Genomic DNA, 24,158 nt, shown 5'->3' with positions numbered 1-24,158 from the left:
GCAGGGAGTAAGGCCTCAGAAGCGGCCTTCCTGGAAATCGACGAAGGCCTGCATCAGTTCCTGCTTGGTGTTCATCACGAACGGGCCGTGCCGCATCACCGGTTCGCGCAGCGGTTTTCCGGCCACCAGGATCAATCGCGTGGGCTGGCTGCCGGCGCGCAAGGCCAAGTCATTGCCGCCACCCAGCACCGCCAGTTCCCGGGTTTCCAGCGGCCGGGCGTCATCGCCCTCGCCCACCGTGGCGGCGCCTTCGAATGCATAGACGAAAGCGTTGTGTCCCTCGGGCAGCAGATACCGCCAGGCCTGGCCGGGGTCCAGCGCGATATCCAGGTACACCGGTTCGGTTGCAGGTTGCGCGATCGGGCCGCGCACATCGCCGACGGCACCGGCGATCACCTTCACGCTGACGCCGCTGGCCGGCGTGGCGACGGGAATGCGATCGGGCGCGAACTCCTGGTATTTCGGTTCGGTCATCTTTTCGCGGGCCGGCAGATTGACCCACAACTGGAACCCGCGCATGCGGCCGGATTCCTGTTCGGGCATTTCCGAATGCACCAGGCCGCGCCCGGCGGTCATCCACTGCACCGACCCCGGCGTCAGCAGGCCTTCGTTGCCGTGGTTGTCGCGGTGGCGCATGCGTCCGTCCAGCATATAGGTCACCGTCTCGAAGCCCCGGTGCGGGTGCTCCGGAAAACCGGCGATATAGTCCTCGGCACGGTCGGTGCCGAATTCGTCCAGCAACAGGAAAGGGTCCAGATCCGGCAGTTCGGGGCCGCCGATCACACGGGTCAGCTTGACCCCGGCACCGTCGGACGTGGCGCGGCCGCGGACCTTGCGCTGGATGCGGGCGGGGGCGGATTCGGTGGATGCGTTCATGGCGATTCCCTCTTGGTTGCCGACAAGATGGCATCGGCAGCGGCGCTTAGGAACGGCAGATGGTGCAACCGTCTGTTCCAGCGGTGCGTGAATTCCTTTGTTGTAGGCGCCGTACCGGCATGCCGGTACGGGTGGGTCGCGATTGTGGATCCGAGAGCGATTGCAGCCTATCTGTTCGTCATCCGGGCGCGCTGCGGCGCATTCTTCATCTTGCACGCTGAGCCGCTATCCGGGCGCCGTCGCGACTCGCGTCGCTCCTACAGGGGAAATAATCCTCAGCCGTTGTCCTGCAGCGCCAGCTGCATGTCGCGCTGGCGGCGCTTTTCTTCGCGGTACATCAGCCACCAGCCCAGGAAGGCTGCCAGCGACACCACCACGATCATCAGCGTGGCCAGCGCGTTGATCTTGGGGCTAAGGCCCAGCCGCACCGACGAGAACACCTTCATCGGCAGCGTGGTCGAACTGGGGCCGGCGACGAAGCTGGCGATGACCACATCGTCCAGCGACAGCGTGAACGCCAGCAGCCAGCCGGACACCAGCGCCGGGGCGATGATCGGCAGCGTGATCAGGAAGAACACCTTGATGCGGTTGGCGCCCAGGTCCATCGCCGCCTCTTCCAGCGACTTGTCCAGTTCCGACAGCCGCGAGGACACCACCACGGTGACGAACGCCAGGGTGAAGGTCACATGCGCGATCCAGATCGCCATGATGCCCTTGGGTGTCATGTTCAGCAGCTCGCCCAGCGATACGAACATCAGCAGCAGCGACAGGCCGATGATCACTTCCGGCATCACCAGCGGCGCGGTAATCAGCGCGCCGAACAGCGTCTTGCTGGGAAAGCGCCGCATCCGGGTCATCACCAGCGCCGCCATCGTTCCCAGCACCACCGCCGCGGTGGCGGTCCAGAACGCCACCTTGATGCTGATCCAGGCAGCGGCCAGCATCTGCCTGTCGCGGAACAGTTCGCCGTACCATTTGAACGAAAAGCCCGACCATACCGTCGCCAGCCGCGATTCGTTGAACGAATACGCCATCAGCAGGAACACCGGCAAATACAGGAAGGCGAAACCCAGCCCAAGGATCAGCCAGGCCGGCCAGCGGCTGCGCAGGGCGCTCATGTCAGCCTCCCCTCGATCTCGCGCTGCTGCACGCGGTTGAAGATCAGGATCGGTATCAGCAGCAGGATCAGCATCACGATGGCCACCGCCGAAGCCGCGGGCCAGTCGCGATTGTTGAAGAATTCGCCCCACAGCACGCGGCCGATCATCAGCGTGTCGGGCCCGCCCAGCAGTTCGGGAATCACAAACTCGCCCACCGCCGGGATCATCACCAGCATGCAGCCGGCGATGATGCCGGCGCGCGAGAGCGGCAAGGTGATGCTGAAGAACGCCTTCCACGGCTTGGCGCCCAGATCGTAGGCGGCTTCCAGCAGCCGGTTGTCATGCTTGACCAGGTTGGTGTACAGCGGCAGCACCATGAACGGCAGGTAGCAGTAGACGATGCCGACATAGGCCGCCAGCGGCGTGTACAGGATCTGGCGCCCGTCGATCAGCCCCAGCCACAGCAGCAGGTCGATGACGCCCATCTTTTCCAGCAGCCTGCCGACCGGGCCGCTGCTCTTGAGGATGCCGATCCATGCGTAGACGCGGATCAGGAACGAAGTCCACGACGGCAGCACCACCAGCATCATCGCGATGTTGCGCGAGGCCGGCGGCAGCCGCGCAATGGCGTAGGCAATCGGATAACCGACCAGCAGCGCCAGCAGGGTGGAAATGGCGGCGATCTTGATGGAGCTCAGATACGCCTGCACGTACTGCGAATCGGTGAACAGCGCCACGTAGTTGCCCAGGTTGAGCTTCATCGTCAGCGCGTTGTCGACGTACTCCATGACCGGCGTGTATGGCGGCATTGCAATGGCCAGCCGCGAGAACGAGATCTTCAGCACAATCAGGAACGGGACGGCGAAAAAGATCAGCAGCCACAGGTACGGGACCGAAATCACCGCCCAGCGCGGGTGCGGAAACAGCTTCTTCAGCAGCGCGCGGTTCATGAGGTCAGCACCACGCCGTCGTTGTTGCCCCACCACACCCAGACCGGATCGTTCCAGGTCAGTCCTTCGCTGGCCCAGCGCTGCACGTTGGCGAAGTTGGCCATGAACTTGTAGCCGCTGGGCAGGCGTACGTGATAGACCGAATGGCTGCCGAAATAGGCGATATCCTCGATGATGCCCTGGGCCTTGTTGTTGGGCTGCTCCGGTTCGGCCTTGCCGATGCCGACTTTTTCCGGGCGCACCGCAAACGACACCTGCTGGCCTTCGAAGCCGGAAATGCCGTGGCCGATGTGGATGGGCGCCGGCAACAGCGGCGAGCGGATGGTCACGTAGTCGGCCTCGTCGTCTTCGATGACGCCGTCGATCAGGTTGACCGAACCGATGAACTCGGCGGCGAAGCGGCTGGTGGGTTGCTCGTAGATTTCGTCGGGCGTGCCGACCTGGCGGATCCAGCCCTGGTCCATCAGCGCGATGCGGGTGGCCATCGTCATCGCTTCTTCCTGGTCATGGGTGACCATCACGCAGGTCACGCCGGATTTTTCGATGATGCCGACCAGTTCCAACTGCATCTGCGAGCGCAGCTTCTTGTCCAGCGCGCCCATCGGTTCGTCCAGCAACAGCAGCTTGGGCCCCTTGGCCAGCGAACGCGCCAGCGCCACGCGCTGTTGCTGGCCGCCGGAAAGCTGGTGCGGTTTGCGCTTGGCCAGCTTGCCCAGTTGCACCAGCGCCAACATCTCTTCCACCCGCCTGCGGATGGCGTCCTTGGCCAGGCCATCCTGCTTCAGGCCAAAGGCGATGTTCTGTTCCACCGTCATGTGCGGAAACAGCGCATAGGACTGGAACATCATGTTGATCGGACGCTCGTACGGCGGCAGATCGTTCATGACCTGCCCGTCCAGGTAAATCTTGCCGGCGGTGGGTTTTTCGAAACCGCCCAGGCAGCGCAACAGGGTCGACTTGCCGCAGCCGGAGCCGCCCAGCAGCGCGAAGATCTCGCCTTTGCGGATGCTCAGGTTGGTATCGTCGACGGCGACGAAGCCATCGAATTCCTTGCGCACATCGACGATGCGCAGGTAGTCCTCCGTACCGGAACCGCCGTATGCCGGTTCCCTGCCGCCATTGCCATGTTCCACCGCCATAGCGTTCCCCAGATGGTGAAGCCGCCCGCCCTGCGGGCTGCGAAGCGTGAAGCCGGCGGCGGTGCCGCCTGCAAAGGGAACCCCTTCTTTCCTGGCCCGTTGCAGCGCCGGGGCGCGGCTTCGCTCTTTACCGCCTATCTCACTTGCCGGTCTTCAGCTCGGTCCAGATGCGGGTGTACTGGCGGTCGACTTCCGGCGGAATGATCGCGAAGGTGAACAGCTTGGCTTCGACTTCCGGCGGCGGGTAGATGGTCGGATCGTCGACGATTTCCTTCTCCATCAGCTCCTTGGACTTGGGCACCGCGTTGGGGAAGCTGATGAAGTTGGAATTGTTGGCCATGACCTGCGGGTCCAGCAGGTAATTGATGAAGGCATAGGCGCTGTCGACGTTCTTGGCGTCCTTGGGAATGGCCAGCATGTCGAACCATTGCGGCGCGCCTTCCTTGGGAATGGCGTAGGCGATGTTGACGCCGTTGCCGGCCTCGGCCGCACGGTCGCGCGCCTGGATGATGTCGCCGGACCAGCCCACCACCAGGCAGGTGTCGCCATTGGCCAACGCGTCGATGTACTGCGAGGAATGGAAATTGGTGACGTACGGACGGATCGATTTCAGCAGCGCGGCGGCCTTGTCGATGACCGCGGCATCGGTGCTGTTGGGGTCTTCGCCCAGGTAGTTCAGCGCAATCGGAATCAGTTCCGACGGCGTGTCGAGCAGGGTTACGCCGCAGCCCTTGAGCTTGGAGACGTTTTCCGGCTTGAACACGATATCCAGGCTGTTGGCGATGTCGGTGTTGCCGAATGCGGCCTTGACCTTGTCGATGTTGTAGCCGATGCCGGTGGTGCCCCACATGTAGGGAACCGCGTACTGGTTGCCCGGGTCCTGGTTCTCCAGCCGCTGCATGATGGCCGGGTCAAGATTGGCGAAGTTGGGGATCTTGGTCTTGTCCAGCGGCAGGAACACCCCCGCCTGGATCTGCCGGCCCAGGAAGTTCATCGTCGGCACCACCACGTCGTACTGGCTGGAACCGGCCAGCAGCTTGGTTTCCAGCACTTCGTTGCTGTCGAACACGTCGTAGGTGACCTTGATGCCGGTCGCCTGCTCGAAATTGGGAATCGTGTCGTCGGCGATGTAATCTGACCAGTTGTAGACGTTGACCTTCTTCGCCTCGGCAGCGGCATCGCCGCCGGCGCCGTCCCTGTCTCCGCACGCAACGAGGCTACACAGGGCTATGGCTGTCGCTAGGGCTCGCAGTTTCATCAGTATCTCCGGTTGACTACAGGGCAGGATGGTGAAGGCGCGTCGCGGGTGGGCGCGATGCCCGGCTTCCCGATTGCGGGCGGGGGCCCGTCGCGGCCGGCGCCAGCCGCGATTGATTCCGTTGGCCGCAACTCCAGGATTGCCGGGCCGCTGCCGCCAGCGGTCCGGTGGCCATCGGGAGTCCAGCCTGGCATTCCGCTCCGGCGGCAGCTAGGCAAAGACGCGCCGCCCCATAATACGCCCGCGTATGCTGCTGTTGGGCGCCCGGCCCAAGCCTTGCCACGGCCTAGATTCCCAAGTCCGCGGCGGTCGCTTCCAGCGCCTTCCAGGCTTTTTCGAACAACTCGTCGATCTGCGCGCGGGTGATGATCAGCGGCGGCGACAGCAGCATCGCATCCCAGGTGGCGCGCAGGATCAATCCCTGTTTGAGTGCGTTATCGCGGCAGACCCCGCCAACCGAACCGCGCTCGGGGAAGAACGCCCGCTTGCGCTTGTCCGGCACCAGTTCCAGCGCACCGACCATGCCGGCGATGCGCGCCTGCCCAACCAGGCGGTGCTCGCCCAGTTCGGCCCAGCGCTGGGCCAGGTAGGGCGCGGTCTGCGCCTTGCAGGTTTCGATGATGCGCTCGTCCTGCAGGATACGGATGTTCTCCAGCGCCACCGCCGCGCAGACCGGATGCCCCGAATAGGTGCAACCATGGGCCAGTTCGCCGCCCTGCTCTTTCAGCACGCCGGCAACGCGGTCGTTGAACATGGCCGCGCCCAGCGGGATATAGCCGGAGGTGATGCCCTTGGCGATGGTCATCACGTCGGGCTGGAAGCCGAAATACTGCGAGCCGAACCACTCGCCGGTGCGGCCGAAACCGCAGATGACCTCGTCGGCGACCAGCAGGACGTCGTACTTGCGGCAGATGCGCTCGATTTCCGGCCAATAAGTCCTTGGCGGGATATACACGCCGATGGCGCCCATGATCGGTTCGCCGATGAAGGCGGCCACCCGCTCCGGACCGAGTTCCAGGATCTTGTCTTCCAGCCGCCGGGCCGCGAGCAGGCCGTATTCGTCTTCGGACAGCTCGCCGCCGTCGATGAACCAGAATGGCGGATCGATATGGTGGATGTCCGGAATCGGCAACCCGCCCTGCTTGTGCATGCCCTTCATGCCGCCCAGGCTGGCGCCGGCCATGGTGGTGCCGTGGTAGCCGTCATGGCGGCCGATGAAGATGTTCTTCTGCGGCTGGTCCTGCACCGCCCAGAAATGCCGCACCAGCCGCAGGATGGTGTCGTTGGCCTCGGAGCCGGAATTGGTGAAGAAGGCGTGATTCAGATCGCCCGGGGTCAGTTCGGCCAGCTTGGCCGCCAGTTGGATGGTCGGCTCGGTGGTGCACTGGAAGAAGCTGTTGTAATAGGCCAGCTGGGTCATCTGTTTCGACGCCGCCTCGCCCAGCTCCTTGCGGCCGTAGCCTATGTTGACGCACCACAGTCCGGCGAAGGCATCGAGCAGCTGGTTGCCTTCGGCATCCCAGACATAGCAGCCCTCGCCGCGGGTCAGGATGCGGGTGCCGCGTTTGGCCAGCGCGGCGTTGTCGTTGAACGGATGCAGGTGGTGGGCGGCATCGAGCTGCTGCAGGGTGCGGGTGTCGAGATGATCCATGGTGGCTCCAAAAAAATCCCGTAGGAGCGACGTAAGTCGCGATGAAGCTCTACTGGCGATCCATCGCGACTTACGTCGCTCCTACAAAGGCAACAGCGAAAGCGACATCAAACATTCAACAACAAGAATTCCCGCTCCCACGAACTGATCACCCGGAAGAAGGTTTCGTACTCCTTGCGCTTGACCGACACGTAGGCGCGTACGAAACGCGGCCCCAGCAGTTCGCGCAGCGGATCGCAGCCCTCCAGCTCGTCCAGCGCCTCGCCCAGCGAGCGCGGCAGCTCGAAACCCACATCCTGCGCGCTGCTGGCCAGCGGCTTGGTGGGCTTCAGCTTCTCGCGCATGCCCAGCAATCCGCAGGCCAGCGTAGCGGCCAGCGCAAGATAGGGATTGGCATCGGAACCGGCGAAACGGCTTTCCACGCGGGTGTTTTCCAGCGTATCCATCGGCACGCGCAGGCCGCAGGTGCGGTTATCGTAGCCCCATTGCACATTGATCGGCGCCACCTGCCCCAGTGCCAGCCGGCGGTAGGAATTGACGTTGGGGGCGAAGAACGCCATCGCCATCGGCACGTATTTCTGCAGACCGGCCAGGTAGTGCCCGAAACGGACGCTCTGCTGCGTATGCGACTTGCCGGCGAAGATGTTGCGCCCCTTGGCGTCCAGCACGCTCTGGTGGATGTGCATGGCGCTGCCGGGCTCGTTTTCCATCGGCTTGGCCAGGAAGGTGGCGTAGATGCCATGGCGCATCGCCGCCTCGCGCATCGTGCGCTTGAACAGGAATACCTGATCGGCGCGCGACAGCGGGTCGGAATGAGTGAAGTTGACCTCCAGCTGCGCCGCACCGGATTCGTGGATCAGCGTGTCCACGTCCAGTTCCATCGCATCGCAGTAGTCGTACATCAGGTCCAGGATGGGATCGAATTCGTTGACCGCGTCGATCGAATACGACTGGCGCGCGGTTTCCGGGCGCCCGGAGCGGCCGGCCGGCGGCAGCAGCGGAAAATCCGGGTCGGTGTTCTTCTGCACCAGGAAGAATTCCAGCTCCGGCGCCACCACAGGCCGCAGGCCTTCTTCGGCATAGGCGTCCAGCACCCGCCGCAGCACGTTGCGCGGCGCCAGATCGTGCGGTTTGCCGTCCTTGGTGTAGCAGTCGTGGATCACCTGTGCGGTCGGGTCCGCCGCCCACGGCACCATCCGTACGGTGTCGGCGTCCGGGCGCAGGAACATGTCCGAATCCGACGGCGAGGTCAGTTCGTAGTAGTCGTCCGGGTAGTCGCCGGTGACGGTGGTGGCGAAGATGCCCTCGGGCAGGCGGGTGCCATAGTCGTGGCTGAACTTGTCGGCGGGGATGATCTTGCCGCGCGCGTTGCCGGTAATGTCCGGCACCAGGCACTCGACTTCGGTGATGCGGCGGTCCTTCAACCAGCGGCGCAGTGCGCTCTCGGGTTGATCCGGCGCGGCCCTGCGTTTTCGCGTTGCTTTGATCTGTTCCATCGTCTCACCGGATGCGTTGCGCGGCGCGCGCGCGGCAGGCGTCGCCGAAGGCCCGGAACAGGCCCAGGTAGAAAGGGTTCTCGGTCACCCGCCATTCCGGGTGCCACTGCACACCGACGGCGAACGCCGGACCATCGTGGCGGAACGCCTCAATCAGGCCGTCCGGCGCGCGCGCCTCCGTGATCAGGCCATCGCCCAACCGCGCTACTCCCTGCCCGTGCAGCGAGTTGACCATCGCCTCGCGGTTGCCGGCAATGCCGGCCAGCACGCCGCCGGGTTCCAGCGTGACCGGGTGTGCGGGTCCGTACTGCTTTTCCAGCGGGTCGTCCGGATTCTCGCGGTGGTCCATCAGGCCCGGTTGCTCGTGCACCTTCTGGTACAGGCTGCCGCCGAAGGCCACGTTGACCTCCTGGAAGCCGCGGCAGATCGCCAGCAACGGCACGCCCAGTTCCACCGCCAGCGGAATCAGCGCCAGGCTGGTGGCGTCGCGACGCGGGTCCAGCAGATTGCCTTCATAACTGGACTCGTCGCTGTAGCGGTGCGGTTCGATGTTGCTGACCGACCCGGTCAGCAGCAGGCCATCAACGGCGTCCAGCATCTGCCGCAGCGGCAGCACAGGCTCCAGCGTCGGCAGCAGCAGCGGCAAGGCATCGGCCCCGTCGACCACGGCGCGCACATACTTTTCCCCCACCGCCAGGAACGGGTGCGCGCCGATTTGCTTGTGGTCGGTAGGCAGACCGACCCGCGGCTGGCTGACCATGCGAAACGCTCGAAGTGGCGTTGCGGCAACTTAACCCGGCCGTTTTATTTTTACAACACGCGACCGTTCCGGGCCGGACAAGGCGCCAGAATGGTGCGTCCAGTCACCCATTCTGGCATCCCTACCCCAGGTTGCGCGGCCGACACGTTGAGTATTCTTGACGCCGGCCGGTCTCTGCTAAGCTGCTGCGAACTGCCGGTGACGCCACCATGCCCGACCTTCCGACCCCCGCTGCCACCGCCGTAAACCCGCTTGCCGGCGCCGACGCCGAGACGCTGCGGGGCATCGATGGCTGCGAATCGATCGACCTGCTGCTGCCGGACATGAACGGCCTGCTGCGCGGCAAGCGGGTCAGCCGCGACGCGCTGGAGAAGGTCTACCGCGACGGCGTATGCCTGCCGATGTCGCTGATCGCCACCGACATCACCGGCAATACCGTCGAGGAAACCGGGCTGGGCTACGACATCGGCGACGAGGACCGTATCTGCCGGCCGGTGCCCGGCACGCTGCGCCCGGTGCCGTGGGCGCCGCGGCCGATGGCGCAATTGCTGCTGGCGATGGAAGACAGCGCGGGCGGCATGTTCGAAGCCAACCCGCGCGAAGTGCTGCGACGGGTGCTGGCCCGCTATGCCGCCCGTGGCCTGACGCCGGTAGTGGCGGTGGAACTGGAGTTCTACCTGTTCGATCAGCGTGCCGATGCCCATGGCAGGCCGCACGCCGCGCTCAATCCGGTCACCGGCCGGCGCAACCGCAGCACCCAGGTCTATTACATGGAAGACCTCAACGACTACCGCGGCTTCACCGACGCGGTGGCCGCCGCCTGCCGCGCGCAGGCCATCCCGGCCGATACCGCGGTGGCCGAATACGCCCCGGGCCAGTTCGAAATCAACCTCAAGCATCGCGACGATGCGCTGGCCGCCTGCGACGATGCGGTCTACCTGAAACGCGCGATCAAGGCGGTAGCGCAGCAGCAGGGCGCGCAGGCCAGTTTCATGGCCAAGCCGCTGGCCGAACAGGCCGGCAACGGCATGCACATCCATGTCAGCGTGCTGGACCCGGAAGGGCGCAACATCTTCGCCTCGCCGCCCGAGGCGCCGGCCGATGCGCTCAAACACGCCATTGGCGGCCTGCAGCGCAGCGCGCGCGATTGCCTGCTGCTGTTCGCCCCGCATGCCAACAGCTACCGCCGCTTCGTGCCCAATGCCTTCGTGCCGCTCAACGACTGCTGGGGCTACAACAACCGTACCGTGGCCATGCGCATCCCGCACAGCGACCAGCGCAATACCCGCATCGAGCACCGCATCGCCGGCGCCGACGCCAATATCTACCTGGTCGCCGCGGCGGTGCTGGCCGGCATGCTGGATGGGATGGAAAAAGGTTTCGACCCCGGTCCGCCGGTGGTCGGCAACGCCTACGAACAGACCCAGGTGCGCACGCCGTACTGGCGCCAGGCCATCGACGATTTCCTGGCCAGCGACTTCATCGCCGCGCAGTTCGGTCCATCGTTCCGCCACATCTACGGCCAGCAGAAGCTCAAGGAAATGCATACCTTCTACACCCAGGTCACCGACCTGGAATACGAGTGGTATTTGCGGGCGGTGTGATGTGCGCCTGGACGGTAGATTGCGAATCCGTCAGCCAGCTTGGTCCGCCCCCTCCCTTTCGCACAGCGAAGGGGAGGGTTGGGGAGGGGTGCTTTTCGCCGCATGCCGCAGGCGGAACGCGAAAATCAAAAGCCTACCCCTCCCCAACCCTCCCCTGCTACGCAAGGGAGGGGGCAAACTCTGATGGCTTCGCGGCCCATGAAGGTAGACATCCGCTTGCGCTGTAGCAAACACCTTGGCGATCACCCGGCCGCGAATGCGCTCGGCCTGCTTGGCCCCCTCCCTTTCGGGCAGCGAAGGGGATGGTTGGGGAGGGGTGCTTTTCGCCGCATGCTGCACACCACACGCGAAAGTCAAAAGCCTACCCCTCCCCAACCCTCCCCTGCTGGGCAAAGGAGAGGGCAAACGTTGATCGCTAATCCTTCCCTGCTGCGCAAGGGAGGGCGAACGTTGATCGTTACCTCTTCCCCGCTGCGCAACGGAGAGAGCAAACTTTAAGATCCTCGCGACATTCCGGGCAATGACTGCTTCCTATCCGCCCTCCTGGTACGCCGCCAGCGCAACACCGCTGCCGGAGCAACCGATACTGCAAGGCCGGCTCGAGGCCGATGTCTGCATCCTGGGCGCCGGCTATACCGGCCTGTCGGCGGCGCTGGAACTGGCCGAGGCCGGCTACCGGGTAATCGTGCTGGAAGCCGAACGCATCGGCTGGGGGGCGTCCGGGCGCAACGGCGGCCAGGCCATCGTCGGATTCGGTTGCGAGCAGGACGCGCTGGAAGGCCTGGTCGGCGCCGACGATGCGCGCAAGCTGTTCGAACTCTCGCAGGAAGGCATGGCGCTGTTGCATGCGCGCATCCGCAAGCATGGCATCGCCTGCGACTGGCGCGACGGCCATGCCAGCGTGCCGCTGAAGCCGCGCCAGGTGCACCAGCTGCGCGCCTGGCAGGCGCATATGGCCGAGCGCTACGACTATCCGATGGAATGGTGGGACCGCGAACGCCTGCGGAGCCAGTTGGCCAGCGACCGCTATCTGGGTGCGGTCTTCGACCCGCACAGCGGCCATCTGCACCCGCTGGAATACGCGTTCGGGCTGGCGCGCGCGGCGTTGGCGGCCGGCGTACGCATCTTCGAACGCTCCCCGGCCGTCCAGCTGGTCCGCGGGAAAACCCCGACCTTCAAGACCCCGCAGGGCGAAGTCCGTTGCGACTTCGCGGTGCTGGCCGGCAATGCCTGGCTGCGCGGTATTGCGCCGGAACTGGAGTCGCGCATCATGCCGGTGGGCACCTACATAGGCGCCACCGTGCCGCTGGGCGAGCAACGCGCGCGCGGCCTGATCCGCAACGACATGGCGGTGGCCGATGTGAACTGGGCGCTGGACTACTTCCGCCTCAGCCGCGATCACCGGCTGCTGTTCGGCGGCCGCGCCAGCTATTCGACGCTGCCGCCGCCCAACCTGCGCGGAACGATGGCGCGGCGGATGCGCCGGGTATTTCCGCAACTTCACGATGTGGGCATCGAGTACGTCTGGGGCGGCTATGTCGACATCTCGCTCAATCGCGCGCCGCACTGGGGCCGGCTGGCGCCCAATGTCTACTTCGCCCAGGGTTTCAGCGGCCACGGCGTGGCCGCTACCGGCCTGGCCGGCAAGCTGATCGCCGAGGCGGTACGCGGTCAGGCCGAACGCTTCGACCTGTTCGGCCGCATCCCGCACCGGCCGTTCCCCGGCGGCCGCGCCTTGCGCACGCCGTTGCTGGTGGCGGCCATGGCCTGGTACAAGCTGCGCGACGCGCTGTGGTGAGCGGCGGCGGCTCACCTGAGTGACGCCGCGTCGGCCCCAGGCCGGGCATTGATTGCGATCAATGCCGGCTGCAGCGCCATTGCCCACCATGCGCCATCCGAACACGGAAACCGGCGCCATGGCACTACTGATTTGGCAGGACGATCTGAACACTGGCATCGAAGTCATCGATCACCAGCACCAGCGCATCGTCGAAATGATCAACCACCTGCATGCGAGCCATCACGGCAGCGAACGCGCCGTCGTCGGCGAAGTCATCGACGAACTGGTGGATTACACGCTGTCGCATTTCGCCTTCGAGGAAGCGCTGATGGAGGATGCCGGCTACACCTTCTGCCATGCGCACAAGCGCGTGCACGAAATCTTCAGCAAGCGCGTGGGCGAGTACCGGATGCGCTTCCAGGCCGGCGAGGACGTCACCGACGAGCTGAAGAACATGCTGTCGCGCTGGCTGTTCAACCATATCCGCAGCGACGACAAGGCCTACTCGGAAGCGGTCAAACGGCACTTGAACCAGTTTGCGCGCGAACACCAGCAAGGCGGCTGGCTGAGCCGTTCGCTGAAGCGCTTCTTCGGTTGAGCCGCGGCAACGGCAAACCGGCGGTCCGGCTCAAGTCCCGGCCCGGCCTGCCGATAGAAGCTGGGTGAACCCTGCCCCGATGCCGGATGCAGGGACCAACGGTAAATCCGATGCAGTCCATGTTCCGCGCTCCGTCCGCGCCAATCGGCGGCGGCGAACCGCTCCCCCAGCGCGTCCTGCTGGTGGAGAACTCGCGCGCGTACACGCAACTGGTGGCCGGCGCCATCCGGGAAAAGCTGGGCCTGCCGGTCACCGTTGCCGCAACGCTGGCCGAAGCGCGCGAGCTGCTGCAGGCCCGCGACGACTGGTTCATGGCGCTGACCTGCCTGGTGCTGGCCGATGCCGACCGCGATGGCGTGCTCGATTTCTTCCTCGCACGTGGGCTGCCGACCGTCGTGGTCAGCGGCGTCTACGACGAGGCGTTGAGGCAGCAGGTGCTGCGCCGGCACATCGTCGACTACGTGCTGAAAAGCACCCCGGGCAGCATCGACTACCTGGTCTGGCTGGTGCAGCGGCTCGAACGCAACCGCCGCATCGCCGCGCTGGTGGTGGACGATTCGCGTTCGGCACGCACGCATGCGGCGGCCCTGCTGGGCATGTGGGGGTTCCGCGTGGTTGAGGCCGCCGACGGCGAAGCCGGGCTGGCCGCGCTGGAAGCCGACCCGGCCATCCGGCTGGCGGTGGTGGACCAGGAAATGCCCGGCATGAAGGGGGTCGAATTCACCCGCCGCCTGCGCACGCGCCATGCGCGCGACCACCTGGCCATCATCGGGCTTTCCGGCACCCAGAATGCCTCGCTGATTCCGCAGTTCCTCAAGAGCGGCGCCAACGATTTCCTGCACAAGCCATTCTCGCGCGAGGAGTTCTTCTGCCGGGTGTCGCAGAACATCGACCAACTGGAACTGATCGGCACGCTGCAGGACCTGGCGACCCGCGACTTCCTGACCGGCCTGCCCAACCGGCGCTGTTTCCTGCAGCAAAGCGAGGAACTGCTGCCGGCCATGCAGCAGGGCGCCGCGGTGACCGCGGCGCTGATCGATATCGACCACTTCAAGCGCATCAACGACACCTGGGGCCACGAAGCCGGCGACCATGCCTTGCGTGCGCTGGCCGGGGTGATTTCCCGCCATGTGGAGGAGGACCATCTGGCGGCGCGCTTCGGCGGCGAGGAATTCTGCCTGCTGGTGCCGGGACTGAGCGAATCGGCCGCCAGCGACTACTTCGAACGCCTGCGCCGGGCGGTGCAGGAACTGCGGGTGGAAATCCCCGGCAGCCAGGTTACGCTGCAGATGACCGTCAGCATCGGCGTCTACCGCAGCGACGACGCCGGCGCGTCCCTGAGCCGGCTGCTCGGCGAGGCCGACCGCCGGCTGTACCTGGCCAAAGCCGGCGGGCGCAACCGGGTCAACAGCGACGGCCAGGCGACGGCGCCAACCGGACGTCCGCTGGCGCTGGCCTGCGCCGGCGAATCCGCGCCGCCGCTACCGGTATCCGCGCGCGGCTGAGGCTCAACCGTCCAGGTTGATCCAGGTGGCCTTCATTTCGGTGTACTTGTCGAAGGCGTGCAACGACTTGTCGCGACCGTTGCCGGACTGCTTGTAGCCGCCGAACGGCGCGGTCATGTCGCCGCCGTCCCAGTAGTTGACCCAGACGCTGCCGGCGCGCAGCTTGCGCGCGACGCGATGCGCGCGGCTGATGTCGCCGGTCCACACGCCGGCGGCCAGCCCGTATTCGCTGTCGTTCGCCATCCGCAGCGCCTGCTCCTCGGTATCGAAGGCGATCACCGACAGCACCGGGCCGAAGATCTCCTCGCGGGCGATGGTGTGCTGGTGTGCGACCTCGTCGAACACGGTCGGTTCGATATAGCAGCCGCCTTCCACCACACTGGCGCGCTTGCCGCCCAGCACCAATCGCGCGCCTTCGGCCACGCCCTTGTCGATATAGCCCAGCACCCGACCGGTCTGCGACTCGTCGACCATCGCGCCCATCGGCGCGCCCGGCTCCAGCGGATGGCGCGGCTGCATCACCCGGCCGGCCTCGACCACGCGGGCGACGAACTCCTCCTTGATCGAACGTTCCACCAGCAGCCGCGACGCCGCGGTGCAGACTTCGCCCTGGTTGTAGAAGATGCCGCTGGCCGCGGCCCTGGCGGCCGCATCCAGGTCGTGCGCGTCGGCGAAGACGATGTTGGGACTCTTGCCGCCGCATTCCATGTACGCCCGCTTCATGTTCGACAGGCCTGCGCATTGCAGCAGCCGCTTGCCGACCGCGGTGGAACCGGTGAACACCAGTCCATCCACGTCCATATGCAGCGCCAGCGGTTCGCCCGCCTGCTTGCCGAAGCCCGGCACCACGTTGAACACGCCGGCGGGGATGCCGGCTTCCATCGCGATCCCGGCCAGCCGGATCGCCGACAGCGGCGATTTCTCCGAAGGCTTCAGCACCACCGAATTGCCCATCGCCAGCGCCGGGGCCAGCTTCCAGGCCGCCATCAGCAGCGGAAAATTCCATGGAACGATGGCACCGATCACGCCCAGCGGTTCGCGGGTGACCAGGCCCAGTTCGCCCGGGCCGGTCGGCGCCACTTCGCCATAGACCTTGTCCAGCGCTTCGCCGGTCCAGCTCATGCAGCGGATCGTCGCGGCGATATCCACGCTGCGGGCATCGCTGACCGGCTTGCCCATGTCCAGCGATTCCAACAGCGCCAGTTCGTCGCCGTGTTTTTCGATCAGCTGCGCGAACTTCAGCAATACCTTCTTGCGGTAGCCCGGCTTGGCCTGCGACCAAGCGCCGGATTCGAAGCTGCGCCGCGCGGCGGCCACCGCGCGATTGATGTCCTCCTCGGCGCCTTCGGCGACCGCGCCCAGCGAACGACCGTCGATGGGACTGATGCAGTCGAAGGTCCTGCCCGAGACGGCATCGACATACTTGCCGTCGATGAAGGCCTGGGTGCGGATGGTCAGGCTGTCCGCCAGTGCCAGCCAACTATCGAAGGTATTCGGAGCGTTCATGAAAAACCTCTAGCTGTTCCCTTCTCCTCGCGGGAGAAGGTGCCCAACGGGCGGATGAGGGAACGATCTTGCAGGTATGCCGAGCTTCCCGGACAAGTCATTTCTCTTCCCTCATCCGGCGCTTCGCGCCAGCCCGTATCAAGTGCAGGGCAGGCTCTTATTCCAAAGGGAGAAGGAAACCCAGCATCAAAACGTCGCCGGCGTATTGGCGCTGACAATCACCGCATCCACCTGGCCGACATTGCGGAAGCGGTGCGGCACCCGACTCTCGAAATAGTAGGCCTCGCCAGCCTGCAGCACGCGTACCTGATCGCCGACGGTCACTTCGACTTGACCGGCAATCACCACGCCGCCTTCCTCGCCGTCGTGCGCCAGCATGCTCTCGCCGGTATCGGTGCCCGGCGGCATCACCTCGCGCAGGATGCACATCTGCCTTTGCGGACGGTGTTGGCCGACCAGGAAATAGTGGATGCCGTTGCTGCCCACATCCGGCAGTTCGTCGCCGGTGTAGAACGGGATATCCGGAGAACCGGTTTCCAGTTCCAGGGTAAAGAAATCGGCCAGCGAGATCGGAATCCCGTCCAGCACCTTCTTCAGCGAGCTGACCGACGGACTGACCTTGTTCTGTTCGATCAGCGAGATGGTGCTGTTGGTCACGCCCACCCGCTTGGCCAGCTCGCGCTGGCTGAGATCCTTGGATTTGCGGACCAGTTGCAGGCGCGCGCCGATGTCCATTGCCACCTTTGCCGTGGGTTAGCGGTGTTGCGGGATACTTTACACTCCCATGGCGCCGGGTCAATTTGCCGGTACCGCCGCCATCGGCGCCTGCCAAGCCGGCTTGCGCGGCGGACGCATGCGCCAATCGGGCCGCTTGCCAATGGCAGTTGTAAAGTTTTTTCAACGCGCTAAGCTGCGCCAACATCCTCTGACCGCCCCTCCGGAGCCGCCCATGAGCGCCGACGACCTGTCTTCCCATCGCGCCCTGGCCGACCACTATGGCCAGTTGGCCACGCAGGCGCCGACCTCGCTGGATGCGTTCTGGATGCCGTTCAGCGCCAACCGGCAATTCAAGGCCGCGCCGCGGCTGCTGGCCAGCGCCTCGGGCATGTACTACAAGGATGTGGAGGGGCGCGAGATCCTCGACGCCACCGCCGGGCTATGGTGCTGCAACGCCGGCCACGCACGGCCGCGCATCGTCGAGGCGGTCAGGAAACAGATCGAAACGCTGGACTTCGCGCCCAACTTCCAGATGAGTTCGCCGCTGCCGTTCGTGCTGGCCGAGCGGCTGGCCGAACTGACTCCGGGCAATCTGAACCATGTGTTCTTCACCAACTCCGGTTCCGAATCGGTCGACAGTGCGCTGAAGATCGCCATCGCCTATCACCGCGCCCGCGGCGAGGGCCAGCGCACCCGCTTGATCGGCCGCGAGAAGGGCTACCACGGCGTCGGTTTCGGCGGCATTTCCGTGGGCGGGCTGCCCAACAACCGCAAGTGGTTCGGTCCCGGCCTGCCCGGCGTCGATCATCTGCGGCATACGCTGGACATCGGCCGCAATGCCTTCTCCAAGGGCCTGCCCGAATACGGCATCGAGCTGGCCGAGGATCTGGAACGGATGGTCGCGCTGCACGACGCCTCCACCATCGCCGCGGTCATCATCGAACCGATTTCCGGTTCGGCCGGCGTGGTGATCCCGCCGCAGGGCTACCTGCAGCGCATCCGCGAGATCTGCGACAAATACGGCATCGTGCTGATCTTCGACGAGGTCATCACCGGCTTCGGCCGCATCGGCGATGCCTTCGGCGCGCAGCGTTTCGGGGTCACGCCGGACATCATCACCGCCGCCAAGGGCATCACCAACGGCTGCATCCCGATGGGTGCGGTATTCCTGTCCGACGCCATCCACGATGCCTTCATGCAAGGCCCGGACAATGCCATCGATCTGTTCCATGGCTACACCTATTCCGGCCACCCGATGGCCTGCGCGGCGGCGCTGGCCACGCTGGACACCTATGCCGAGGAAAACCTGTTCCAGCGCGCGCGCGACCTGGAAGGCTACTGGCAATCCGGCATCCATTCGCTGCGCGGCCTGCCCAACGTCATCGACATCCGCAACTACGGGCTGATCGGCGCGATAGAACTGGCGCCGCGCCCCGGTGCGCCCGGCGCCCGCGCCTACGATGCCTTCGTCCATGCCTTCCATCATGGCGGCCTGCTGACCCGGGTGACCGGCGACGTGATTGCGCTGTCGCCGCCGCTGATCGCCGAGAAAAAGCATATCGACCGCATCTTCGAGGCCCTGGCGGACGCGTTGCGCGCCAGCGCGTAAGATCGCCGCGCACCGGCCCCAGCGCTCCCCACGCGCGAGCCCCAACGACTTGTTACCGGACTTGCTACTGGAGAGTTCCCATGCTGATAGGCGTCCCCAAGGAAATAAAGAACCACGAATACCGCATCGGCCTGACCCCGGCCGGTGCGCGCGAACTCGGCGCACTCGGCCACCAGGTCATCGTGCAGCGCGACGGCGGCAAGTCCATCGGCCTGACCGACGACCAATACGTCAAGGCCGGTGCGGAAATCGTCGACACTCCGGACGAGATCTTTGCCCGCGCCGACATGATCATCAAGGTCAAGGAGCCGCAGCCGGTCGAATGCGCGATGCTGCGGCCGGGCCAGGTGCTCTACACCTACCTGCACCTGGCGCCCGACCCCGAGCAGACCAAGGCGCTGGTTGCCTCCGGCGCCACCTGCATCGCCTACGAAACCGTCACCGACCGCAAGGGCGGCCTGCCGCTGCTGGCGCCGATGTCCGAAGTGGCCGGACGCATGTCGATCCAGGCCGGCGCGCATGCACTGGAAAAAGCCCAGGGCGGTTCCGGCATCCTGCTGGGCGGCGTGCCGGGGGTGAAACCGGCCGAAGTGATGGTGATCGGCGGCGGTGTGGTCGGCATCAATGCCGCGCGCATGGCGATGGGCATGAACGCGCACGTCACCATCCTGGACCGCTCGCTGGACCGGCTGAAGTATCTGGATGAGGTCTATGGCGACCGCCTGACCACCATCTATTCCACCCGCGACGCCATCGAAGAGCGGCTGCCTTATACCGACCTGGTGATTGGCGCGGTGCTGATTCCCGGCGCCGCCGCGCCCAAGCTGATCGCGCGCGAACAGTTGTCGTTGATGCGCCCGGGCTCGGTGCTGGTGGACGTGGCCATCGACCAGGGCGGCTGCTTCGAAACCAGCAGGGCCACCACCCACCAGAACCCGACCTATGAGGTGGACGGCATCATCCACTACTGCGTGGCCAACATGCCCGGCGGCGTGGCCCGCACTTCCACCTTTGCGCTGACCAACGCCACCCTGCCCTACGCGCTGCAACTGGCCAACAAGGGCGCGCGGCAGGCGCTGCTGGACGACGAGCATCTGCGCAACGGCTTGAACGTGCACGCCGGCAAGATCACCTATCAGGCGGTTGCCACCGATCTTGGCTATGCCTACGTGCCGGCGCACGAGGCGCTGGCGTAGTCCAAACCTATCCTTGTGGGAGTCGTACCGGCATGCCGGCACGACTCCCACAAGGGATTTTTCATCAGAGACATCGCATGCCCCACCCACTGCACCACTACATCAATGGTCAGAAGACAAGTGGTGACAGCGGCCGCTTCGGCGATGTCTTCGACCCCGCCACCGGCAAGGTTTCCGCGCAGGTTCCATTGGCATCGCCCGATGACGTTCGGCTTGCGGTCGATGCCGCGTCCGCGGCCTTCCCCGCCTGGGCCGAGACCACGCCGCTGAACCGCGCGCGGGTGATGTTCCGTTTCAAGGAACTGCTGGAGCGCCACGCTGGCGATCTGGCCCGCGTCATCACCGCCGAACACGGCAAGGTGTTGTCGGATGCGCGCGGCGAAGTGACCCGCGGCCTGGAAGTGGTCGAGTTTGCCTGCGGCATTCCACACCTGCTCAAGGGCGAGCATTCGATGAATGTCGGCCGCGATGTCGATTCGTGGAGCGAGTACGCGCCATTGGGCGTGGCCGCCGGCATCACCCCGTTCAACTTTCCGGCCATGGTGCCGCTGTGGATGTTCCCGGTCGCCATCGCCTGCGGCAACACCTTCGTTCTGAAACCTTCCGAGCGCGATCCTTCCGCCTCGCTGTTTCTGGCCGACCTGTTGAAGCAGGCGGGCCTGCCCGACGGCGTGTTCAACGTGGTGCACGGCGACAAGGCCGCGGTGGATGCGCTGCTGGACGAACCGCGCGTGCAGGCGGTCAGCTTCGTCGGCTCCACGCCGATTGCCGAGTACATCTATGCGCGCGGTTCGGCTGCCGGCAAGCGGGTGCAGGCGCTGGGCGGGGCCAAGAACCATATGGTGGTGCTGCCCGATGCCGACATCGACGGTGCGGTGTCGGCATTGCTGGGCGCCGGCTACGGGTCGGCCGGCGAGCGCTGCATGGCCATCTCGGTGGCCGTCTGCGTGGGCGATACCACCGCCGATGCGCTGATCGAAAAACTGGCGCCCAAGGTGACCGCGCTGAAGATCGGTCCGGGCTGCGACGATCCTGAAATGGGGCCGCTGGTCACCGCGGCGCATCGCGACAAGGTGCGCGGCTATGTCGATCTGGGTATCAGCGAAGGCGCCGAACTGGTCGTCGACGGCCGCGCCTGTGCGGTGGAGGGGCATCAGGACGGGTTCTTCCTCGGCGGCTGCCTGTTCGATCGCGTCACCGCCGATATGCGCATCTACCGCGAGGAGATCTTCGGCCCGGTGCTATGTGTGCTGCGGGTGGCCGATTTCGAGACCGCGCTGAAGCTGGTCAACGAACACGAATACGGCAACGGCACCGCGGTGTTCACCCGCGACGGCGGCGCGGCGCGCGAGTTCGCCCATCGCGTGCAGGCCGGCATGGTCGGCATCAACGTGCCGATACCGGTGCCGATGGCATTCCACAGCTTCGGCGGCTGGAAGCGCTCGTTGTTCGGTCCGCTGCATGTGCATGGCCCCGATGGCGTGCGCTTCTACACGCGGCTGAAGACCGTCACCGCACGTTGGCCGGATACGCATGCAGCCGAGTTTGTGATGCCGACGATGAAGTAGAAGCGAAAACTGCTGCCTGCATCGGGCTGGCCAGTCTCGCCGAATGGCGCTACTGATTCGTATACGACAAGCCAGAACTTTGGCGGAGGCAATCGGAGTTTTTTAGCGATTTTCCATGCAAGCATGGGTAAGGATACTTATGCGACCAACCGCGCCGTCGCCTCATCCACGACACTGGCTCCCGTTGCGCGTTTTTCTTTTTCTGCTCGCTTCATATCGTCAAACCTGTCCAATCCAATCCTCCATGGCAATCAAAGGACGAACCATGAGCAACATCACCTTGGGCAACAACACTCCGTTCATGGCGCAATACGTGGTGCTGAACGGAGAGCAGGTCATCGCCCGCATTCCGGGCATCCAGCCCGGCGCACAGCTGCTGGTGCCGACCAACGACACCTACCAGGTCATCGCCACCACGGTCATCAACGGAAACACCTACATTTCCGCTCCCATCGATGTTACCGGCCCCACCAACTTCCTTGCGCAGGTGGTGCAGGTGCCTTCGCAGGGCACCTACGAATTCAACGTGGTGGAGCTCCCCAGCACCAACCCCAACCAGTTGCAGTTCCAGAAGACCACCATCGGGCCGGTGACCTTCACCATCACCCAGGACGGCATTCCCCTGCAGACGGTAGTCGTCAACGATCCCTTCCAGATCCGCACCATCACCATCGGCCGCACCTTCTCGATCTACGCCGTCATCAATGGGATCACCACGGCTACGGTCGTCACCACCGATCCGAATGCCACGGTGGTGGCTATCACCGACACCTCCATGTTCGAATCAGGCCATTTCACGCTGGTTGTGAGCTAGGCCAGAAACGCCCGACCCGCTGTCCGTCGAACGAAGCCGCCGAATCGAATCCTGCGAGCAAGCGGGCATCGGTCGCGCCACAGCCGCGCACAGCAGACGCACATGTCCGTTCTGCGCGTCGAAGTCGTCGGCGCAAGCGCAATCGCGGCATGGCCTGTGGCGCGGATCCTGTGGGCATCCAGGACAATCCCGGGGCGCGACATCGCACCACGACACCGGCCTTCGTACTCGTCTCCAAAGTCCACGACACGCTCTTGGAAAAGATTTCCCTGGCAGGGGTATCGAACGGCCCTCGCGTAGTGAGCGCCGCCGGAAATAGCGATACGTAACACGATACGGTAACGATACTTATGCGCCCGACCAGGCCGCCGTATCGTCGATGACGCCGGTTCCCGCTGTGCGCTCCTTGCCTGTCGCGCCATGTCGCCGGATCCCGGCCATCCAATCTTCCATCCCAATCAAAGGACGAACCCATGAGCAACATCACCCTGGGCAACAACACCCAATTCATTGCGCAGTATGTGGTCCTGAATGGAGAGCAGGTCGTCGCCCGCATTCCGGGCATCCAGCCCGGCGCGCAGTTGCTGGTGCCGACCAACGACACCTACCAGGTCATCGCCACCACGGTCATCAACGGAAACACCTACATCTCCGCACCGATCGATGTCGCCGGCCCCACCAACTTCCTTGCGCAGGTGGTGCAGGTGCCTTCGCAGGGCACCTATGAGTTCAACGTGGTGGAACTCCCCAGCACCGACCCCAATCAGCTGCAGTTCCAGAAGACCACCATCGGGCCGGTGACCTTCACCATCACCAAGGATGGCGTCCCGCTGCAGACGGTGGTGGTCAACGATGCCTTCCAGCTCCGCACGGTCACCATCGGCGACACCTTCTCGATCTACGCCGTCATCAACGGGGTCACCACGGCTACCGCCGTCACCACCAACCCCAACGCAACCGTGGTGGCGATCACCGATACGGCTACGCTCGAATCCGGCTATTTCTCGCTTGCTCTGAGCTAGGCCCAACGCCACCGACACGCCATCCGCCCGGCCTGCCGCCGCAGGCCGGCGCACCGAAGCGCAAACGCGGCGGCCAAGCGGGCCGCCGCCTCACCTGATGCAGGAGTCTTCCATGAATCCTCCCTATCTGACCCTGGAGTCCGGGGTTCCGGCGGAAGTGGGTATCGTCACCTATTGGATTTCCGACCGGGAAAAACCTAATCCACCACCGATCAGCGTCACCTGCGGGTCCTCCTTGCAGCGCCCCACCAACGCCCGCATGGCACCCTGGACGGTGCAATATCAGATAATCGACGCTGCAACTTCGCGCAAGACCCTCGCCCAGGGGCAGCAGGTCATCTACGACGCGATGGCAAAGCTCACCGTTGGATTCGCGATGACAGCCGACCCGCTGTCGAGCCTGTCGCCGTCACCGCCACCGGATCAGGATCCAGCTGCCGACGACCCTCCGGCATGGTTTCCCATCGAAGCTCCCCCGCCTGAGGGAAGCCAGGGCGGCGACGGCGAAGGCGCCGGCAATCCGCTCGCCTACAACCAGCAGTCGCAGTTGCAGACGCAATGGTGCTGGGCGGCCGTAACTTCGTCTATCGCCGAGTACTACAACGACGCTTCGTCCGCCACCACCCAGTGCAAGTTGGCCAATGCGGCCTTCAAGCAGAGCACCTGCTGCAGTGCCGGCAGTAGCGCCCAATGCAACAAGCCCTACAAGACCCATCAGGCGCTGCAGAGCATCGGCCACCTGGCAGCTACCGTCGCCAGTGCGATCTCGTTCGCTGCCGTGCAGCAGGAAATCGACGGGGCGCGACCTGTGGTCGTGGCGATCGGCTGGCACGGCGGCGGTGGGCATGCCGTTGTGATCAGCGGTTACGCCGCGGTCAGCGGCGCACCGTTCCTGTACGTGCAAGACCCCGCTGGGGTCATGACCGGCTGGATCGGCATGGCCGACTTCCCCGGTAGCGCCGGCTTTTGGCGCCGCACCAACACCACGCTTTGAGCCAGGAGTTGACCA

20 protein-coding genes are annotated in these 24,158 nt (G+C 65.0%); 10 read left to right on the top strand and 10 right to left on the bottom strand.

The window, feature by feature from the left end:
* Positions 1-15: 15 nt before the first annotated feature.
* The 8 genes from CRO39_RS19555 to CRO39_RS19520 form a co-directional block, all read right to left on the bottom strand.
* Complete coding sequence (locus CRO39_RS19555) at positions 16-876, bottom strand: pirin family protein (protein WP_097123662.1); 861 nt, start codon at positions 874-876, stop codon at positions 16-18.
* A 275-nt stretch (positions 877-1,151) separates the two neighbouring features.
* The gene (locus CRO39_RS19550) at positions 1,152-1,994 is read right to left on the bottom strand and encodes an ABC transporter permease subunit (protein ID WP_097123661.1); all 843 of its coding nucleotides are present in this window, start codon (positions 1,992-1,994) and stop codon (positions 1,152-1,154) included.
* On the bottom strand, positions 1,991-2,926 hold the full coding sequence (locus tag CRO39_RS19545; RefSeq protein WP_097123660.1) for an ABC transporter permease subunit: 936 nt from the start codon (positions 2,924-2,926) through the stop codon (positions 1,991-1,993). Before CRO39_RS19545 ends, CRO39_RS19550 begins: the two co-directional genes overlap by 4 nt.
* Positions 2,923-4,065, bottom strand: coding sequence for an ABC transporter ATP-binding protein (locus CRO39_RS19540; RefSeq protein ID WP_097123659.1), 1,143 nt, complete (start codon positions 4,063-4,065; stop codon positions 2,923-2,925). Before CRO39_RS19540 ends, CRO39_RS19545 begins: the two co-directional genes overlap by 4 nt.
* A 139-nt stretch (positions 4,066-4,204) precedes the next feature.
* Positions 4,205-5,323 (bottom strand): polyamine ABC transporter substrate-binding protein, encoded by a 1,119-nt coding sequence (locus CRO39_RS19535; protein WP_097123658.1) that lies wholly within the window; start codon positions 5,321-5,323, stop codon positions 4,205-4,207.
* Between the two features lie 286 nt (positions 5,324-5,609).
* Positions 5,610-6,974, bottom strand: coding sequence for an aspartate aminotransferase family protein (locus tag CRO39_RS19530; protein ID WP_097123657.1), 1,365 nt, complete (start codon positions 6,972-6,974; stop codon positions 5,610-5,612).
* Positions 6,975-7,081: 107 nt separating this feature from the next.
* Positions 7,082-8,470: a glutamine synthetase family protein gene (locus tag CRO39_RS19525; protein WP_097123656.1), complete on the bottom strand. Its 1,389-nt coding sequence runs from the start codon at positions 8,468-8,470 to the stop codon at positions 7,082-7,084.
* Positions 8,471-8,474: 4 nt separating this feature from the next.
* Positions 8,475-9,230: a gamma-glutamyl-gamma-aminobutyrate hydrolase family protein gene (locus CRO39_RS19520; protein WP_097123655.1), complete on the bottom strand. Its 756-nt coding sequence runs from the start codon at positions 9,228-9,230 to the stop codon at positions 8,475-8,477.
* Between the two features lie 209 nt (positions 9,231-9,439).
* On the opposite strand from CRO39_RS19520, the gene CRO39_RS19515 reads away from it, so the two are divergent.
* The 4 genes from CRO39_RS19515 (at position 9,440) to CRO39_RS19500 (ending at position 14,717) form a co-directional block, all read left to right on the top strand.
* Entirely contained in the window at positions 9,440-10,834 is a 1,395-nt protein-coding gene (locus tag CRO39_RS19515; RefSeq protein WP_097123654.1) for a glutamine synthetase family protein, read from the top strand.
* A gap of 520 nt (positions 10,835-11,354) precedes the next feature.
* The gene (locus CRO39_RS19510; RefSeq protein WP_097123653.1) at positions 11,355-12,632 is read left to right on the top strand and encodes an NAD(P)/FAD-dependent oxidoreductase; all 1,278 of its coding nucleotides are present in this window, start codon (positions 11,355-11,357) and stop codon (positions 12,630-12,632) included.
* A gap of 118 nt (positions 12,633-12,750) precedes the next feature.
* Positions 12,751-13,212, top strand: a complete 462-nt coding sequence (locus CRO39_RS19505) for a bacteriohemerythrin (protein ID WP_097123672.1) — start codon at positions 12,751-12,753, stop codon at positions 13,210-13,212.
* A gap of 119 nt (positions 13,213-13,331) precedes the next feature.
* On the top strand, positions 13,332-14,717 hold the full coding sequence (locus tag CRO39_RS19500) for a diguanylate cyclase (RefSeq protein WP_097123671.1): 1,386 nt from the start codon (positions 13,332-13,334) through the stop codon (positions 14,715-14,717).
* A 3-nt stretch (positions 14,718-14,720) separates the two neighbouring features.
* On the opposite strand, the gene CRO39_RS19495 is transcribed toward CRO39_RS19500, so the two are convergent.
* Both CRO39_RS19495 and CRO39_RS19490 read right to left on the bottom strand, forming a co-directional pair.
* Complete coding sequence (locus CRO39_RS19495) at positions 14,721-16,223, bottom strand: aldehyde dehydrogenase (protein WP_097123652.1); 1,503 nt, start codon at positions 16,221-16,223, stop codon at positions 14,721-14,723.
* Positions 16,224-16,409: 186 nt separating this feature from the next.
* Complete coding sequence (locus CRO39_RS19490) at positions 16,410-16,958, bottom strand: cupin domain-containing protein (RefSeq protein ID WP_097123651.1); 549 nt, start codon at positions 16,956-16,958, stop codon at positions 16,410-16,412.
* Between the two features lie 214 nt (positions 16,959-17,172).
* Here CRO39_RS19490 and aptA point away from each other — a divergent pair, with 214 nt between their 5' ends.
* The 6 genes from aptA (at position 17,173) to CRO39_RS19460 (ending at position 24,143) form a co-directional block, all read left to right on the top strand.
* Positions 17,173-18,549 (top strand): omega-aminotransferase AptA, encoded by a 1,377-nt coding sequence (gene aptA / locus CRO39_RS19485; RefSeq protein ID WP_097123650.1) that lies wholly within the window; start codon positions 17,173-17,175, stop codon positions 18,547-18,549.
* 80 nt (positions 18,550-18,629) lie between these two features.
* Positions 18,630-19,745: an alanine dehydrogenase gene (gene ald, locus CRO39_RS19480; protein WP_097123649.1), complete on the top strand. Its 1,116-nt coding sequence runs from the start codon at positions 18,630-18,632 to the stop codon at positions 19,743-19,745.
* Positions 19,746-19,822: 77 nt separating this feature from the next.
* Entirely contained in the window at positions 19,823-21,313 is a 1,491-nt protein-coding gene (locus CRO39_RS19475; RefSeq protein WP_097123648.1) for a CoA-acylating methylmalonate-semialdehyde dehydrogenase, read from the top strand.
* Between the two features lie 265 nt (positions 21,314-21,578).
* Positions 21,579-22,127 carry a hypothetical protein gene (locus CRO39_RS19470; protein ID WP_097123647.1) on the top strand — a complete coding sequence of 183 codons (549 nt, stop codon included), beginning with the start codon at positions 21,579-21,581 and terminating at the stop codon, positions 22,125-22,127.
* Between the two features lie 473 nt (positions 22,128-22,600).
* Positions 22,601-23,149 carry a hypothetical protein gene (locus CRO39_RS19465; RefSeq protein WP_097123646.1) on the top strand — a complete coding sequence of 183 codons (549 nt, stop codon included), beginning with the start codon at positions 22,601-22,603 and terminating at the stop codon, positions 23,147-23,149.
* A gap of 112 nt (positions 23,150-23,261) precedes the next feature.
* On the top strand, positions 23,262-24,143 hold the full coding sequence (locus CRO39_RS19460) for a papain-like cysteine protease family protein (RefSeq protein ID WP_162125869.1): 882 nt from the start codon (positions 23,262-23,264) through the stop codon (positions 24,141-24,143).
* Positions 24,144-24,158 lie beyond the last annotated feature (15 nt).

The organism is Pseudoxanthomonas wuyuanensis, from assembly GCF_900215535.1.
In the GTDB taxonomy this organism is placed as follows: domain Bacteria; phylum Pseudomonadota; class Gammaproteobacteria; order Xanthomonadales; family Xanthomonadaceae; genus Pseudoxanthomonas_A; species Pseudoxanthomonas_A wuyuanensis.
Note: the sequence above shows the minus strand (reverse complement) of the source record. Positions and strands in the feature narration are given on the sequence as shown.